This is a genomic window from Acinetobacter sp. A2, assembly GCF_048537555.1.
In the GTDB taxonomy this organism is placed as follows: domain Bacteria; phylum Pseudomonadota; class Gammaproteobacteria; order Pseudomonadales; family Moraxellaceae; genus Acinetobacter.
On sequence record NZ_CP183239.1, the window covers coordinates 117,944 to 135,489 of the forward strand.

A 17,546-nucleotide genomic window follows, 5' to 3' on the forward strand; every position below is an offset into this window, starting at 1 on the left:
GATGAAATGGAATTCATTGAAAGCACTGGCTGCGTCTACTGTATTAATGTCAGGTATGGCATTTGCAGGACCAGATTTAGGTGCAGCAGAACAGCAGCCAACCAACTGGCCAGCAATTATTATGTTCTTAATTTTCGTTGGTGCAACTTTGTTCATTACTAAATGGGCAGCGAAGCAAACTACGAGCACTAAGGACTTCTATACCGCAGGCGGTGGTATTTCTGGTTTCCAAAATGGTCTAGCGATTGCAGGTGACTATATGTCAGCAGCATCGTTCCTCGGTATTTCCGCAATGGTGTTTATGTCAGGCTTTGATGGCTTGCTATATTCACTGGGCTTCATGGTGGGCTGGCCAATTGTATTGTTCTTGATTGCTGAACGTTTACGTAACTTAGGGAAATATAACCTTTCTGACGTGGTATCGTTCCGTCTAGCTGAAAAGCCGGTACGTACCCTTGCAGCATTCAGTTCACTTGTTGTGGTTGCGTTCTATCTGATTGCACAGATGGTAGGTGCGGGCCAGTTAATCAAACTACTCTTTGGTTTGAACTACAACCTTGCGGTAGTAATCGTGGGTCTACTCATGATGGCTTACGTAATGTTCGGTGGTATGTTGGCAACAACTTGGGTACAGATCATCAAAGCGGTGATGTTACTTTCAGGTGCAACTTTCATGGCCTTCATGGTAATGAAAGGTGTGGGCTTCAGTTTCACTAACATGTTCGAGCAATCGATCCAAGTATTCTCTAAAGTACATGACTTGAGCTTGGCAGATGCTGCAAACATTATGGGTCCTGGTAATTTAGCGTCTAACCCAATTGATGCAATCTCACTTGGTCTTGCGTTAATGTTCGGTACTGCAGGTTTACCACATATCTTGATGCGTTTCTTCACAGTAAAAGACGCGAAAGAAGCACGTAAATCAGTAGTTGTAGCAACAGGTTTCATTGGTTACTTCTACTTATTAACCTTCATCATTGGTTTTGGTGCGATCCTTTATGTATCAAACAACCCACAATTCCTTGATGTTGCGAAAATGGCAGTGACTGGCAAGTTAGAACTTGTTGGTGGTAACAACATGGCTGCGGTGCACTTGTCTGACGCAGTTGGCGGTGACTTGTTCATGGGCTTCATTTCAGCGGTAGCATTCGCAACAATTCTTGCGGTTGTAGCTGGTTTGACATTGTCTGGTGCTTCAGCAATCTCTCACGACTTGTATGCTAACGTATTCAAGAAAGGTCAAACGACACCTGAATCTGAACTTCGCATGTCTAAAATTGCAACTTTAGGCTTAGCAATCTTCGCAATGATCTTGGGTATTCTTTTCGAGAAACAAAACGTTGCATTCATGGTCGGTTTAGCATTCTCTGTAGCAGCATGTGCAAACTTCCCAGTACTTGTACTATCTATGTTCTGGAAAGGCTTAACGACTCGTGGTGCAGTGATTGGTGGGGTAGCAGGCTTAGTTTCAGCAGTCACCTTGATTGTATTGTCTAAAGCAGTTTGGGTAGATACGCTGCAAATTTCTGACACACCAATCAACCCATTCAATGGTCCTGCGATCTTTGCAATGCCACTTTCATTCTTCTGCTGCTGGTTGTTCTCTATCACTGACAACTCTGCGCAAGCACAAGCTGAACGTAAAGCATTCGATGCACAGTTCGTACGCTCACAAACTGGTATTGGTATCTCTGGTGCATCTGACCACTAAGGTCTGAAACACCACAAAAAAGTCCCAGCAATGGGACTTTTTTTATGGCTAAAATTTCGTGGATGATCTATCTAGCATCTAGGAGGGCTATTTCATCTAAAGTATAGAGAGAGGTTTTATATATGCAATTTTGATACAGAGTCCATGCATGCAGTGATCTGGCAGCATGTTATGTTAGAAATCAAAACAATAAAAAGGCAGCCGAGGCGTATGCAAGCACTACAAGAGGCGTATGCAAGCACTACAAAATGTATGGAAAAGATTTCGGGTCTTGCCTTCGGCATGGCTGTTGTTTTTGCAGTTTTTGATTTTGCTGCTCTCACTCTTTGCACATCACAACATGCCCTATAAAGTCATCACGTGGATGGTGGGGGTATTGGTGTTGCTGCTCATTGCTAAAGTGATTCGACAAACGCCAATGTTGAGTGTTTTGGGGCTCAGTTTTGTTTATGCGGCTTTGTTCTTTTCATTCTTTATTTTACTAGGTGTGCGGCATCCTCTTATTTTGGTGATGAGTCATGCTTGTGAAGCTGCAGCCTATTTTAGCGCAGCGTATGGCTTATTGCGCTATATGTTCCATGACCGTTATTTAACCAAAGATGAGCTGTTTGCCGCTGCCGCAGTGTTTACTTTAATTGCTTGGGGTTTTGCTTTTTTATACAGTATTTGCCAGATTCTGATTCCAAATAGTTTTCAGAACCCGAATGTTACAGGTTTACAAAGCTGGTTGGATTTACTGTTTTTAAGTTTTAGTTTGCAATCTGCGACAGGTTTATCTGATCTTATACCGATCAGTCCCGAAGCACGGTTCATTGCCATGTTGCAAATGTTCTGTGGCGTGATGTATTTGGCATTGATCGTGTCACGTTTAATCGCATTGCAGTACATTCGCCACTTACCGCATCATCACCATGATGATTCGGCTGAGTAAAACAGCGTGCAAATTTTTCATGACATATTTCAGGCATAAAAAAAGACGCTCAGATGAGCGTCTTTTTTAACTTCGGTATCTAATGTGAAATTAGAAACGGAATTTAGCGTTTACACCAACAGTTTGAGTGTCAAGTACATCAGCGTCTTCTTCTGCTGCTTTAGCTGCTTCGAAGTTTGCATTTACATAGCTTGCACCTACTGAAACCGCAGGAGTGATGAAGTAGTTTACGTTCGCGCCCCAAGCTTTATTTGGAGAATCGTTGTAGCTTGACTCCATGTATGACGCACCAACGCTAAGTGCTGGTGTTAAATAAAGATCAGTTTTTAAGTTATAAGCAGTGCTTTCACCGTAAACTAGACCTGCTTCAAAACCAACAGCCATATTGGTGCCGTCAATTGCACCTACGTATTTTGTACGTGCAGTGATTGCATCTTGGTCTTCAGCAATTGTGCCTGACTCAAGCGCTGCTTTAGCAACACCATTAGCAAGGATATTGAAAGCGTCATAAGAAGTTTGGTCTGCAACGCTTGTATAACCTACAGCAACCAAGAAGTTAGGCGCAACAACTGCACCAAGTTCTAAGGCATAACGGTCGCCTTGGTCATCAGTTTTAAGGTTGTTTTTGCTGTCATGAATTGTGTGGCTATATGCTGCACTTGCATAAACAGGTACAAGCTTAGTTGGTACATATGCTTCAGCTTTAGCGCCATATGTGTGAGAAACGATATCTAAACCATCTTCGTCATATTCACCATAGTTGTATGCTAAAGAGAAGTTAGACGCTTGGTTTAAGAATGCAGCTTCAGCCAATGGACCTTTAGTTGCATCAACATTTTTGAAGTAGTAAGTACCTTGAACAGCACCAGTGAAATTCTTATCGTTTACAGTATTGTCGATGTATTCAGATTGACCTTGAACTTCGAATTGGTACGCTTGAGCACCGGTCATGGCTAATAATAATGCAGTGGCTAAACCGAGTTTTTTCATGATAGTTACCAGTTTTGTTAAAAATGGATGAAACATTGATCATTTTAGTGTAACAATTTATTAAGTCAATGAACTAAAACAACATTCTTCAGGCATTAAGTCCAATTGACTTTTTTGGTTGAAAAATATTCAAATAGATTTTTTGTTGTCAACCATAAAAATGTAGTGATAACAAGTCATTATGTTGTTTAGAACCCTAGAGTTATGACAGGTTGAAGAATTTTTGATTGGAATAAGCGATGCTATTTATGTAAATAATCCTTAAAACCAATAGTTTTAGTGTGAACAATAACTTAAAAATTGACGTGTTTTTTGTAGCAATACTCTTTTTTTGTATTAAAAACATGCTAACCGTCATATTTTTATGTGATTAATTGATGTGAATGAGTATTTTTGTGTGACTTTTATCACATTTATTTGGTGGTCTGTTCAAGAATATAGCAGACCAATTAACTATGCTTTACATAAATTGTGATTTAGTTCATAATTCTCTCACGAAGTCCTACTACTTAAGTCGGGTTTTTGAGTTTTGTGAAATTTCTCATAATTTTACATATCAAATCTACAGACTGGTTTTTTCAGTAGTACGATGAAATTCTCCATAATTGTTTCTTTTTATCTGCCCAACTTTCCCCAAGGTTGGGTTTTTTTTGTCTTAAATTGGCTGGCTGGTTACTTATCACTTTGCTATCGGCCAGATGATAAAAGTTAATATATGGATGAGTTTTATGCACCATATTGGTGCATTTATATTGATGGGTGAATATGAGTGCTGTTATTTTTGTATAAAAAAAACCCAGTTTTCAATGAAAACTGGGTTTTTTCGCCAAAATTTGCGGGAAAGTTTAATTTTCTGCTGAGGAAAAACTAAACTCGCCCTATTGGGGTGCATTATGCACCTAAATGTTGCAACTGTAAAATATTTTCTGCTGTTCACAGTGAGTTTTTTCATCATTTCGGTATGAAACATAAAGCATATAAATGAATTGAAAGTGACTCAGAATCAGTGAAACATGGATGAGCTGTTATTTTGCTTTAGTGGGTTGCAATCATTTTGAGTATATTACCGATGCTTAATTAAAACTAAGCGATTAAAATTATTGCTAAAATAAATAAGAAATATCATCCAAGCTGTTGTACTATTGCTGACGATAAAGTGACCAAGTTCAGCTTTTAAGGCTGAAGTGAGATGGAGTTAGGCTAAACATGATGGCGAAATTGCATTCTGAGCAGATTAGTCGACGCTTGTTTATCTCAATGATCATTATTATTGGCTCATTAATTTTTATTTCAGTGCCTTTAATTGTCAGCAGTTATCAGAGTTACAAAAAGGCAGAGCACGCCTTAATCGAAATTTCTGTCTTGCGTAATGTTGCAGAATTAACCAATAATATTTCCCGTGAGCGGGCTCCTGCCAATAAAGTGATGTCAAGTACACCTGCAGATCAGGCAAGACATTTAGAAGAATTAAAACAGTACCGTTTGCAGGTTGATCAACAAATTCAGGACACGATTCGGGTACTTAAGCGTGAAGGCTTTAATCATCAGGCATTTTATTTGTCAGATCAGTTGCAAGCCTCATTAAGACAGGGGCGTGATGCGGTAGATGCTTATGCGGCAACACCAACACATTTGCGACGTTCAGAACAACTCGATCAAGCGATCCAGAAAATGTTCAATGCTTGGGACAGCTCACAGTATGTTTTAAAGCATGTCATGTTGGATTCTGTGGGTAAAGATACTGCTGTATCTACCTACTATAGCGTTATTTTTATACTGTCAGATTTGCGTGATCAGGCGGGACGAGTCGCCTCAAATGTGTTTGCTGCGGTTACATTTGGCGAAAAAATCCCCGAAGAAAATCTAGCCAATTCTTTGCAAAATCAAAGACAGGCCTATTATTTGTGGGACTTGGTACATACCATTTTGCCTGAAGCGCACAAAGTGCCGGAATATACCGTTTTGCATAATCAGCTCAAGGCTGAATTTTTGGATCAAGGTATTCCAATTATAAAACAGTTGATTGAGCAAAGTTTGCGTGGTGAGCCTTACTCATTAACGGGTACGCAATTAACGGAAGTCATGGTCGATAAGTTTAGTACTGTCGTCGATTTACAAACTTATGTGCTGGATTATAGTTTGGCGCTGGCAAAAAAAGATCACTTCAAAGCACAACAAAAACTTATTTTAACGCTGGTGGTTACACTTATTTCGTTGATGGCTGCCATTTTTACCATGGTGTATGCTCGCTCAAAAGTATTTATTCCACTCATTCAGGCACGCAAACAAATTTTGGCTTTGTCCGCTTATGATGATGAAGTCAGTGCCCTTATCAACAATAAAAATAGCGATAGTGTGTCTTTATTTGAAGCAATTCAAAAATTAAAACAACGTTTAGTACAGCGTGATAATTTGGAATTTCAGCTGCGTAATATTGCCAATACCGATGCTTTAACTGGTGTTTCAAACCGTTTAGCACTAGAAGAATATTTAAAATTTTTGGAACAAAAACCTGAGAAATTGACTAAAACAGGTTTAATTATTATGGACGTGGATAAGTTCAAACATGTGAATGACACCTTTGGTCATGTTGTTGGTGACCAAGCCTTAAAATTGATTGCTAAAACACTCAAAGCCAATGTGCGCTCATCAGATTTAGTGGTGCGTTTTGGTGGCGATGAATTCTTGGTGGTCATTGATAATATTGAATTTACTGAAGCACTTTATTTGGCAGACAAGCTACGTTGTCAAATTGTCAAAGACGAAATTTATATTCCAGAAATTAATGATTATATTAAAATTTCTATTAGTGCGGGCGTTGCAGTAGGTGCTGCTTCATGGAGTAGCTTGCTGGAAAAAGCCGATAAGCATTTGTTTAGAGCCAAAGCGCGTGGACGTAATGCGGTTGAGGGTTAAGTTGCACATCATCTCTAAAATCAACAAGATGATGTACAACTTGGTTCACATTAAAATGATTTCACTTATTCACCAGTCTAAGCTTTTAACATTGGTTTTAAGAACTTAGCAGTGTGTGAAACTTTAGATTTTGCCACATCTTCAGGGGTGCCTTCGGCAATAATTTGTCCACCACCTGCACCACCTTCAGGCCCTAAATCGACAATCCAGTCTGCAGTTTTAATCACATCCAAGTTATGTTCAATCACCACAATGGTATTACCCTTATTGCGTAGCTCATGCAAGATGTCGAGTAGCTTAGCAATGTCATGGAAGTGCAAACCAGTGGTCGGTTCATCCAACACATATAAGGTTTTACCTGTATCCCGTTTGGCCAATTCACGCGCTAGTTTGACGCGTTGGGCTTCGCCACCCGATAGCGTTGTTGCAGATTGTCCGAGGCGAATATAGCCCAAACCCACCTGATTTAAAGTTTCTAAACGACGATGAATCACAGGAATCGCATCAAAGAAATGCATAGCATCTTCAACTGTCATTTCTAACACATCGGAAATATTACGGCCTTTATAGCTGACCTCCAACGTTTCGCGGTTATAGCGCTTACCATGACAGGCATCGCAAGGTACATACATGTCGGGCAGGAAGTGCATCGCTACCTTAATCATACCGTCACCCTCACAAGCTTCGCAGCGTCCACCTTTAACGTTAAAGGAGAAACGACCAGCCGCATAGCCGCGAGCTTTGGCTTCAGGCGTTTGTGCAAATAGTTCTCTGATTGGAGTGAACAAGCCTGTATACGTTGCGGGGTTTGAACGTGGAGTACGTCCAATTGGGCTTTGGTCAATATCCACGACTTTATCTAAGTATTGCAAACCATCAATCGAGTCAAACTTTTCTGCATTTAAGGTCGTGGCACCATTTAATTGTGTTGCAGCCAAAGGCAATAAAGTACGGTTAATTAAGGTCGATTTACCTGAGCCAGATACGCCTGTAACGCAGGTCATGACCCCTAAGGGCAAAGTCAGATCTACTTTTTTTAGGTTATGACCTGCGGCTCCCATGAGTTTAATTTGTTGTTCAGGATGTGGCGGTTGGGTACGTTTTTTCGGTACTTCAATTTTTAACTTGCCCGATAAATATTGCCCTGTCAGTGAATCGGCATTTTCCGCCAGCTCTGCATAGGTACCTTCGGCAATAATATGCCCGCCATGCACACCTGCACCTGGGCCAATATCAATAATATGATCGGCTGCACGGATGGCATCTTCATCATGTTCTACCACCAATACGGTATTGCCCAAGTCACGTAAGCGAATCAGGGTTTCTAGCAATCGGTCGTTGTCACGTTGGTGTAAGCCAATAGAGGGTTCATCCAGCACATACATCACGCCCATGAGGCCTGCACCAATTTGAGATGCCAAACGGATGCGCTGTGCTTCACCACCAGACAGCGTTTCGGCAGAGCGCGACAAACTTAAATAATTCAAACCTACCGACACTAAAAAATGTAAGCGCTCACGAATTTCTTTAAAGATTTTATCTGCCACTTCACCTTTGGCACCCTCCAGATTCAGTCCTTGATAGTACTGCTCGGCATCGCCAATTGACATTTGGGTAATTTGAGCAATAGTTTTGTCTTTCACACGGACATTGCGGGAGATTTCATTTAAGCGTGAACCACCACAGGCATCACAGGCCGCATTAGATAAATACTGTGCCAAATCATCACGTACATAATTACTTTCAGTTTCACGGTAACGACGTTCTAAATGCGGCAAAACACCTTCAAAAGCAATCACACGTTTATGATGGCGACCACGTTCATCGGTATAACTCAGGTCAATTTTGTCCTTGCCTGTACCGTACAGAAATTTCTTTTGGGTGGCACTGTCGAGTTGATTCCACGCAGTCTCTAATGAAAGTTCATAATGTGCTGCGACTTTTTCTAGCATGCTGTAATAATACGGACGCTGTCTGTCCCAACCACGAATTGCACCCTGACTGATTGAAAGTTCAGGGTTTGGAATTAGTTTTTCTGCACTGAAATGGCTACGTGTCCCCAAGCCATCACAGGTTGGGCAGGCGCCAAACGGATTATTAAACGAGAACAAACGTGGCTCAAGTTCAGCAACGGCACGATCACATTTTGGACATGAATGTTTGGCTGAAAAAATACGATCAGGCTGTTCGGCATTCATCCACGATAAAATGGCCAGATCGCCACCTAAACGTAGTGCCGTTTCAAAGCTTTCGGCAATACGGTTACCCAAATCATCTCGGACTTTAAAACGGTCTACCACTACCTCAATCGTGTGTTTTTTCTTTTTGTCGAGTTCAGGCGGTGGGTCTATGTCCATGACTTCGCCATCCACTCGGGCGCGTACAAAACCCTGACTTTGTAGCTGTTCAAACAGATGCACATATTCGCCTTTGCGCTCACGAATCACTGGTGCAAGCAGCATCAAAGCAGTGCCTTCTTCCAGTCCTTTTACTGCATCAACCATTTCTGATACGGTTTGTGCTACCATCGGCAAGTCATGTTCGGGGCAGTACGGTGTACCGACACGGGCATACAGTAAACGCAAATAGTCGTAAATTTCAGTAATGGTACCCACCGTTGAGCGTGGGTTATGACTGGTCGATTTTTGCTCAATTGCAATTGCAGGGCTTAGACCTTCAATTGAATCGACTTCAGGTTTTTCCATTTGTGATAAGAATTGGCGTGCGTAGGCAGAAAGTGATTCGACATAGCGACGTTGTCCTTCGGCATACAGGGTATCAAACGCCAGTGAGGATTTTCCTGAACCAGATAAGCCCGTAATCACCACAAATTTATCGCGTGGAATATCAAGGTTCACGTTTTTTAGGTTATGGGTACGTGCACCTCGAATACGGATATGACTTTGGCTCATAAAAAATTCTCGAAATTCTGCAAATGAAAAACTTATATATGATAGCGCATGAAAATTGTTCAAGTGTTATTTTTCACGCTTTATCGGTCATGGCGTGTCGCGCTGTATAGAGAAACGCGAATACAGCAGGCACTTAAAGCGGCCAAGGTTTAAACTTGATCTAAGCCTAACCATTGACGCTGATGATAAGCACTGTCCCAGAATAGCCATTCCAGTTCTGCCGCTTTGGTATAGGCCTGATGCATTTTTTCAATGGTGTCGGCATCACAGCGTGCAGCAATACGGTCAATGGTCTGAATTACATTGTTGACTGCGTTATGGAATTCTTCGCCTGAATAGGTATCTACCCAAGCCTGATACGGATTATTCGGTACAGAATTATTGACAATATCTTTGCCCACTTCTGCATAAATCCAGAAACATGGCAGCAATGAAGCCAATACCACAGGATAACTTTCTGACCATGCCGTTGCGAGCAAATAAGAGGTGTAATGATAGCAAGCGAGGGTCAGTGGGGTGCTTTCAAATTCCTGTTTGGAAATATCAAACGCTTGCATAAAGCTGTCGTGTAAGGTGCGTTCAACCACAATTGCAATTTTGGCTGCTTCCGAAAACTGAATGATATCATCGGCATCAAAAGCTTTGGCAGCACAGACAGCCAGTGCACGACCATAGGCAATTAAGTAATGTGAATCTTGAATCACATAATGACAAAACGCAGCTTTGCTTAACGTACCTTGCGCCAGTTCCTGATTAAATGGCAACGCCAGTGTTTTTTGATAGAGCGCAAGGTTACGCTGCCAAGCCTCTTGAGAAAAGCGCATGTTGGATTTCCATTTGAATTTTATTGATGCAGATACCATTGCATATCTGTACGGTGATCACAACTGATCAATATTGAAATAGCGCAGTTGGGGCGAAATCCATCACAACAAAAAAATCATACGAAGAATTTTGGCGAAGTTGAGAAAAAAGCGTCATAATTGCGGCATAAAATTTTACATTCTCAGCTTTTGTCCGATTAAAATTCGGACAATTCAAATTTCAGAATTTTTAGATCTGTTGTTACTCACCCAAAGCTATGCTTGGCTTTTGTGGTGCAGATTCGACAGATAAAAAATTCAGATCAAAATATATCGATAGGTCGTTTGTCATGATGAAACATTTTGGTTTCTCAATCGTATTTTCGATAGTGTGTCTTGCGCTATCTGCATATTGGGGCTATACCCATGGCCCAGAAGCAGGTGTGCAGACCATGCTCACCGCACTGACCATCACCGCAATTTTGGCGATTATGGAAGTGTCGTTGTCGTTTGATAACGCGGTAGTCAATGCTTCAGTCCTACGCGGTTGGGATCATTTCTGGAAAATGCTGTTTTTAACCGTGGGGATTATCATTGCTGTATTTGGCATGCGTTTGATTTTCCCTGTGGTGATTGTGGCTGTCACTGCCGATATGGGCATGATGGAAGTGGTGCAACTGGCACTGAATGATCCGAAGCAATATTCTGCCAAACTGATGGCACATCACCCTGAAATTGCCGCATTTGGTGGTGCATTCTTGTTGATGGTCTTCCTGAATTTCTTTTTGGATGATGAAAAAGACACCCACTGGTTCAGATGGTTGGAACGTCGTTTGAGCAATTTGGCAAGCGTACCAGCCATGTCTGTATTTTTAGCCTTAGTGACCTTGCTGATCATGGCGGCGAACGTGGTTGAAGATAAACGCCTTGTGGTGACGATGGCGGGTATTTGGGGCATCGTGATTTATATTGGTGTGCAAGTGCTGAGTCACATGCTGGGCGGAGAGCCTGAAGTCGATGAGCAGGGCAATGCTGTGCGTTATGATGAAAATGGTGTGCCAACAGGTGTGGTAAAAGCGGGTATTGGCGGCTTTTTATATCTAGAAGTACTGGATGCCTCGTTCAGTTTTGATGGCGTGATTGGTGCCTTTGCGATTACCTCAGACGTGGTAATCATTATGTTAGGTCTAGCCATTGGTGCGATTTTTGTGCGTTCTATGACCATTTACTTGGTCGAAAAAGGTACCTTGGATGCCTATATTTACCTTGAACACGGTGCACACTACGCCATTGGTGCCTTGGCCTTTATTATGATTGCCAGCGGTACAGGCTTACATGTGCCAGAAGTAGTGACAGGTTTAATTGGCGTTGCATTCATTGTTTGGGCAGTGATTGCTTCGATTCAATTTAAAAAACGTCAGGCAAAAGTAGGTTAATGCGCTGCTGATGCTTTGATGGTATGACTCAAGCATAACCAAGCTGAACAATCATACAGACAGAACGAAGTTAGAATTTGGGTGCACAGCGTTGCGCCCTTTTTTTATTGAAATTCTAGGCATCTCGTATAATAAACATCGGGAAAAATCAGCATCATGCAGCTGAATGTTGTAGGATATCTGCAAATTCAAAATTATTTAGTTTTAGTCGATTGATATGATGAATGCCTTGGAACGCCGCTCGACCTTTGCTTTAAGCAGTATTTTTGCATTGCGCATGTTGGGTTTGTTCATGATTATTCCTGTGTTTTCAGTTGCAGGGCAATCGTATCAATATGCAACACCTGCCTTAATTGGGCTTGCTGTTGGGATATACGGACTCACTCAAGCCATTTTACAAATTCCATTTAGCTTAATAGCAGACCGCTATAGCCGTAAACCTTTGGTGGTTTTGGGCTTATTATTGTTTGCTTTGGGCGGTGCGATTGCCGCCATGTCCGACACCATTTATGGTGTGATTATTGGACGTGCTATAGCTGGTGGTGGTGCGGTGTCTGCGGTAGTGATGGCATTGTTGGCCGATGTGACCCGTGAAGAAAACCGCATGAAAGCCATGGCGGTGATGGGCATGAGTATTGGTATGTCCTTTGTGGTGGCCTTCAGTTTGGGGCCATGGCTTACAGGTTGGGTTGGTATTTCAGGACTATTTTGGGTGACCACAGTGATGGGGTTGGCAGCCATTCTCATGTTGCTGCTGGTGCCGAAAGTCACCCGTCATCACCGTAATTTCCAGCAAGGTTATGTACCGCAGTTAAAGCAAGTGCTAAAAATGGGCGATTTAAACCGCCTGCATGTATCCGTATTTACCTTGCATTTATTGCTGACGGCCATGTTTATTTATGTGCCTTCGCAGTTAATCCAGTTTGCTGATATTCCTTTACAGCATCATGGTTGGGTGTATTTGCCGTTACTATTGGTCAGCCTGTTTGTAGCTTTCCCAAGCATTGTTTTGGCAGAAAAATATCGAAAAATGCGTGGCATTTTCCTGACGGCTATTGCAGGCATTATTTTAGGTCTGCTGGTACTGATTTTCGGGTTTGAATCAAAATATATTTTACTGTTGGGTCTGGGCTTATTCTTTATTGCCTTTAACGTCATGGAAGCCTTGTTGCCTTCATGGTTGTCTAAGGCGGCACCTATTCAGTCTAAAGCTACCGCCATGGGCGTAAATGCCAGCAGCCAATTCTTAGGCGCTTTCTTTGGCGGGATGATTGGTGGACAGTTGCTGTTACTGAATCACACTGCGATGGGTTGGAGTATTTTGACTGCGATTGCTATAATTTGGTTATTGGTTAGTTTTGGATTGGCGCAGCCGCGCTATCTTTCATCTTTGGTGTTGCGTTTGCCTGAGAGTCGAGAAACAGATGAATGGACTTCTCAACTTTTAGCGATTCGTGGTATTGAAGAGGTCGTGGTGATGTCTGACCAGCAAGTGGCGTATGTGAAAGTGGATAAACAGCAAATTGATGATGCTGCGCGACAACAATTAACGCACTTGTTAGGGAAAGAGGTAGCCATTTAAGCATAACTCTTATAAAGTAAATAATAGAAACAAATAGGAAGAAAACGTCTAATGCGTGGTGTAAATAAAGTCATTTTAGTCGGTACTTTAGGTCGCGATCCTGAAACAAAAACTTTCCCAAATGGGGGTTCTCTCACCCAATTTTCTATCGCAACCAGTGATGTCTGGACAGACAAAAATACGGGCGAGCGTAAAGAGCAAACAGAGTGGCACCGTATTGTGTTGCATAACCGTTTAGGTGAAATTGCACAGCAATATCTACGCAAAGGTTCTAAGGTATATATTGAAGGTTCATTGCGTACTCGTCAGTGGACAGACCAAAACGGTCAAGAGCGTTACACCACTGAAATTCGTGGTGATCAAATGCAAATGCTCGATTCAGGTAATCGTGGACAATCTGACCAACAAGATGGCGGTTTTGCACAGCCACGGTTTAACAATAACCAAAGTGGCTATGGTAATCAGAATCAAGGTCAGGCTGCGGGTTATGGCAACCAAAATCAAGGTGGTTTTAACCAAAATCAGGGTGGTGGCTATGCCAACAATAACCCAAGTGGTTTTGCACCGAAGCCGCAAGCTGCGCCTGCAACCGCACCAGCAGATTTAGATGATGATCTACCGTTCTAACTTAAGTTAAAACGGCAAATCATCCTCCAAACCCTTTGTTTCGACAAAGGGTTTTTTAATGCAGATTAGTGAGTTCAGCATCGGCTTGATCAATCAGTTTTTAAATAATAAATGGATTTTTGATTCTAAAAACCGATCATTTTTATAAAAAAGTACTGTTTTACCGATTCTATCGGGTTTTGTATTCTAACTACACAAGATAAGCAATCCCCGAAACGAATTGAGGAATACAGCATGAGTTTAATCAATACTCAAATCAAACCATTCAACGCAACCGCTTACCAAAATGGTCAATTTATTGAAGTGTCGGAACAAGACCTTATTGGCAAATGGTCAGTAGTATTTTTCTACCCTGCAGATTTTACCTTTGTTTGCCCGACTGAACTTGCAGACTTGGCCGATCAATATGAAGAATTCCAAAAAATGGGTGTAGAAATTTATTCAGTATCTACAGATACCCACTTTACCCATAAAGCATGGCACGATACTTCAGAAGAAATCAAAAAGATTCAATATCCAATGATTGGTGACCCAACTTGGACTTTGGCTAAAAACTTTGAAGTACTGATTGAATCAGAAGGCTTGGCAGACCGTGGTACATTTGTGATTGATCCTGAAGGTAAAATTCAGATTGTAGAAGTCAATGCGGGTGGTATTGGTCGTGATGCGCAAGAGCTGTTACGCAAAGTGAAAGCTGCACAATATGTGCATGCACATCCGGGTGAAGTTTGCCCAGCCAAGTGGAAAGAAGGTGATGCAACACTTGCACCATCAATTGATCTGGTTGGAAAAATCTAAATCATCCATCCATGAAAATTTCAAAATCCAGAACTTCGGTTCTGGATTTTTTATGCAATTTTTAAGATAGCGCAATACACTGCGCATCTTGCCAGGGATTATTCTATTCTTGCAATGCAGTATGCCAAATTTGTGCTAGGTCGCAGCTAAGCAAAATATTAAGATCAAAGTATCTTCCATATTCAGTTATAGGCATCACACATGAAAAAAATAATAGGTGTATATCGCAATCAGAACATGCATTGGGTGGGCGATGGCTTTCCCGTTAAAAACTTATTTTCTTATGATCGTTTAGGTCAGGTCATCAGCCCATTTTTAATGTTGGACTATGCATCGCCGTATCATTTTGATGCTACGACGGCACAGCATGGTGTGGGTTCACATCCACATCGTGGTTTTGAAACAGTGACTTTGGCCTATCAGGGCGAGGTCACACATCAAGACTCTGCGGGTGGTGGTGGCACCATTAAAACAGGAGATGTGCAGTGGATGACAGCAGGTGCAGGTGTGGTGCATGAGGAGTTTCACTCCAAAGACTATGCGCAGCAAGGCGGGCTGTTTGAAATGGTGCAGATTTGGGTGAATTTACCTGCTGCAGATAAAATGACAGCACCACGTTATCAGGCCATTGAGGCGCGAAATATTCCTGTGGTGGAGTTTGAAAACGATGCGGGTCATTTACGCATTATTGCAGGTCAATATGCTAATCAGCATGGGCCTGCGAGTACCTTTAGTCCAGTGAATGTTTGGGATGGGCAGCTTAAAGCCGAACAAACTCAGGCTGTGCATGTACCTGTCGATCACAATACTTTATTGGTGCTTTTAGAAGGAGAATTGCGTGTCAATGGCAGCCAACAGATGCTGGATCATTCGGTCATGCTATTTGCTCAAGATGGTGAAGCACTGATTCAGTTGGAAGCATTGCAAGATACTAAGTTTTTGGTGCTAACAGGCAAACCGTTAAATGAGCCTATTCAAGGCTATGGGCCATTTGTCATGAATACCAAACAGGAAATTATTCAGGCTTTTGATGATTTTAATCAGGGCAAATTTGGTGAAATTCCAATTCAGCATCAAACGGCTTAAAGCTTGGAAGAGAGCGATGAAGAAAAAAGCCTCTATCGAATATTCGATAGAGGCTTTTATTATTATTACGCTGTAAAGTTTCTCGTTTTAACGGATTGATCATATTCTTTATGATAATTATCTGTGACGTAGTTATCATTTTTATGCGGTGCATCATAACCACTGAAAATTTATTTGTAAAATATAAATGAGATATTCGGTTGATTTATCTACATGGTTTAGAACAATATTTGTCATTTAATAAAAATAATATGAATAAATTCTTGGACTTATTTTTCTGCAATCTAAATGTTAAGAAATGTAATCAAGCAGGCACTGTGCTTTCTGTTGTTTCTCTGTGAAAAGTGCGCAATCTGGTAGTTTTTAATAGCTCCTTTTGACAGGGCATGGTTCATAATTTCATAAAGTATGTCAAAAGATGGATGATCGGTTTGGATATCGCAGTAATCGGTAGTGGTATGGCTGGACTGGCTACCGCAAGAATTCTTAAAGATGCAGGGCATAACATTACAATTTTTGAGGCGCTGCCTGGTCGTGGAATGGACAGCCATAGCATCGAATTTGAAGATGGTTTAATTGATGCACCTTTACGGGTGATGAATCCACATTTGTGGAAAAACACCCTCAGTTTAGCGACACATTTAGGGATTAAAACCTACCCTGTACGCACATATATGGCGTGTAGCTGGTTATTTGAAGACCGTACTGAAACATGGCTGACCACCAGTCGTACCCGTATTGGTAACTTCCCGATCATCAACAACCGCAAAGGTTTGCAGCAATACGGCTGGCGTTTGGTGAAAGGTATGTTGCAGTTAAAAACAGCAATTGCCAAGTTCTTTAAATCTAAGCACCAAGATATTACCCTTGCAGAATTTATTAACCGCAATGAAATTGAAGAGGTATTTTTGCATGGTGCCGTCATGCCTGTGCTATACACCATTTGTACCTGTGACCCTAAAACCATTGGCGAATGGCCTGCAAAACCGTTATTGGTATTTTTGCGCCAATTGACTGATGGTGATGCTTTATTGCGTTTACAAGGCGGCACGCCTGCTTTAGTCGATAAACTGATTGAAGGTATCGATATTCAAAGTGGTGCAGCTATTACCCGTGTTCATCAGCAAGAAGCGGGTGTGGTTGTTGAAAATTCTGAAGGTCATGCACAAACATTTGACCGCGTTGTGATTGCAACACCAACCACAAAAGTGCAGGATTTCCTAGACAATCAACAATTTGCTGAAGATATTGAATTACTGAAACAATTCAAATTTGAACAAGGCGAATTGGTGATTCATACCGATCAAACTGTGATGCCACCAAAACGTAAAGATTGGTCGGTACTGAGTTATATGATGGATCGTAAATTTACCCGTCAGCAATTTACAGTATGGTTGAACTCGATTGAACCAACCTTGGTGGGTAAATCTCCAGTGTTCCAAACATGGCGTCCAGTTACCCCGATTGATCCGAAAAAGATCATTTCGACCGTGACTTTAACCCGTGCTGTGGTGGACTCAAAAACTGTTGCCTTAAATAAAGAGTTGCAACAGCGTCATCACCAAGACAACCGTAAAGTATTCTTCTGTGGTTCTTGGTCGTGTGATGGTTTGCCAATTTTAGAATCTGCAGTAACTTCGGCCATGCATATTGCAGAAATTTTTGGTGCGCCGTTACCGTTTATTGATTTGAAACCAAAAGTTGAGGTTGCGCCACAATTAGGTTATTAAGTTTAGGGTCTGTTGATATTTCAT

General features: G+C 41.6%; 12 protein-coding genes. 9 read left to right on the top strand and 3 right to left on the bottom strand.

Annotated features, from left to right (window positions below):
• Position 1: 1 nt before the first annotated feature.
• Both ACNS8M_RS00510 and ACNS8M_RS00515 read left to right on the top strand, forming a co-directional pair.
• Positions 2-1,711: a cation acetate symporter gene (locus ACNS8M_RS00510; protein WP_168526603.1), complete on the top strand. Its 1,710-nt coding sequence runs from the start codon at positions 2-4 to the stop codon at positions 1,709-1,711.
• Between the two features lie 232 nt (positions 1,712-1,943).
• A complete protein-coding gene (locus tag ACNS8M_RS00515) occupies positions 1,944-2,642 on the top strand; it encodes an ion channel (protein ID WP_419225002.1) in 699 nt (232 codons plus the stop codon).
• A 90-nt stretch (positions 2,643-2,732) separates the two neighbouring features.
• On the opposite strand, the gene omp33-36 is transcribed toward ACNS8M_RS00515, so the two are convergent.
• Positions 2,733-3,632, bottom strand: coding sequence for a porin Omp33-36 (gene omp33-36, locus ACNS8M_RS00520; protein WP_419225003.1), 900 nt, complete (start codon positions 3,630-3,632; stop codon positions 2,733-2,735).
• Positions 3,633-4,841: 1,209 nt separating this feature from the next.
• Here omp33-36 and ACNS8M_RS00525 point away from each other — a divergent pair.
• The gene (locus ACNS8M_RS00525) at positions 4,842-6,548 is read left to right on the top strand and encodes a GGDEF domain-containing protein (RefSeq protein WP_419225314.1); all 1,707 of its coding nucleotides are present in this window, start codon (positions 4,842-4,844) and stop codon (positions 6,546-6,548) included.
• Positions 6,549-6,625: 77 nt separating this feature from the next.
• Here ACNS8M_RS00525 and uvrA read toward each other — a convergent pair whose 3' ends face one another.
• Positions 6,626-9,460 carry an excinuclease ABC subunit UvrA gene (gene uvrA, locus ACNS8M_RS00530; RefSeq protein WP_419225004.1) on the bottom strand — a complete coding sequence of 945 codons (2,835 nt, stop codon included), beginning with the start codon at positions 9,458-9,460 and terminating at the stop codon, positions 6,626-6,628.
• 149 nt (positions 9,461-9,609) lie between these two features.
• The gene (gene tenA, locus ACNS8M_RS00535) at positions 9,610-10,284 is read right to left on the bottom strand and encodes a thiaminase II (protein WP_419225005.1); all 675 of its coding nucleotides are present in this window, start codon (positions 10,282-10,284) and stop codon (positions 9,610-9,612) included.
• Between the two features lie 329 nt (positions 10,285-10,613).
• On the opposite strand from tenA, the gene ACNS8M_RS00540 reads away from it, so the two are divergent.
• The 6 genes from ACNS8M_RS00540 to ACNS8M_RS00565 all read left to right on the top strand — a co-directional run bounded on the left by ACNS8M_RS00540 (position 10,614) and on the right by ACNS8M_RS00565 (position 17,522).
• Positions 10,614-11,699 carry a DUF475 domain-containing protein gene (locus ACNS8M_RS00540; protein WP_419225006.1) on the top strand — a complete coding sequence of 362 codons (1,086 nt, stop codon included), beginning with the start codon at positions 10,614-10,616 and terminating at the stop codon, positions 11,697-11,699.
• Between the two features lie 217 nt (positions 11,700-11,916).
• On the top strand, positions 11,917-13,281 hold the full coding sequence (locus ACNS8M_RS00545; protein WP_419225007.1) for an MFS transporter: 1,365 nt from the start codon (positions 11,917-11,919) through the stop codon (positions 13,279-13,281).
• 51 nt (positions 13,282-13,332) lie between these two features.
• The gene (gene ssb / locus ACNS8M_RS00550) at positions 13,333-13,908 is read left to right on the top strand and encodes a single-stranded DNA-binding protein (RefSeq protein ID WP_168461690.1); all 576 of its coding nucleotides are present in this window, start codon (positions 13,333-13,335) and stop codon (positions 13,906-13,908) included.
• A gap of 234 nt (positions 13,909-14,142) precedes the next feature.
• Complete coding sequence (ahpC, locus tag ACNS8M_RS00555; protein ID WP_168542602.1) at positions 14,143-14,706, top strand: alkyl hydroperoxide reductase subunit C; 564 nt, start codon at positions 14,143-14,145, stop codon at positions 14,704-14,706.
• 201 nt (positions 14,707-14,907) lie between these two features.
• Positions 14,908-15,792 (top strand): pirin family protein, encoded by an 885-nt coding sequence (locus tag ACNS8M_RS00560; protein WP_168419451.1) that lies wholly within the window; start codon positions 14,908-14,910, stop codon positions 15,790-15,792.
• A gap of 422 nt (positions 15,793-16,214) precedes the next feature.
• Entirely contained in the window at positions 16,215-17,522 is a 1,308-nt protein-coding gene (locus ACNS8M_RS00565) for an FAD-dependent oxidoreductase (RefSeq protein ID WP_194558151.1), read from the top strand.
• The last annotated feature ends 24 nt before the right edge of the window (positions 17,523-17,546 follow it).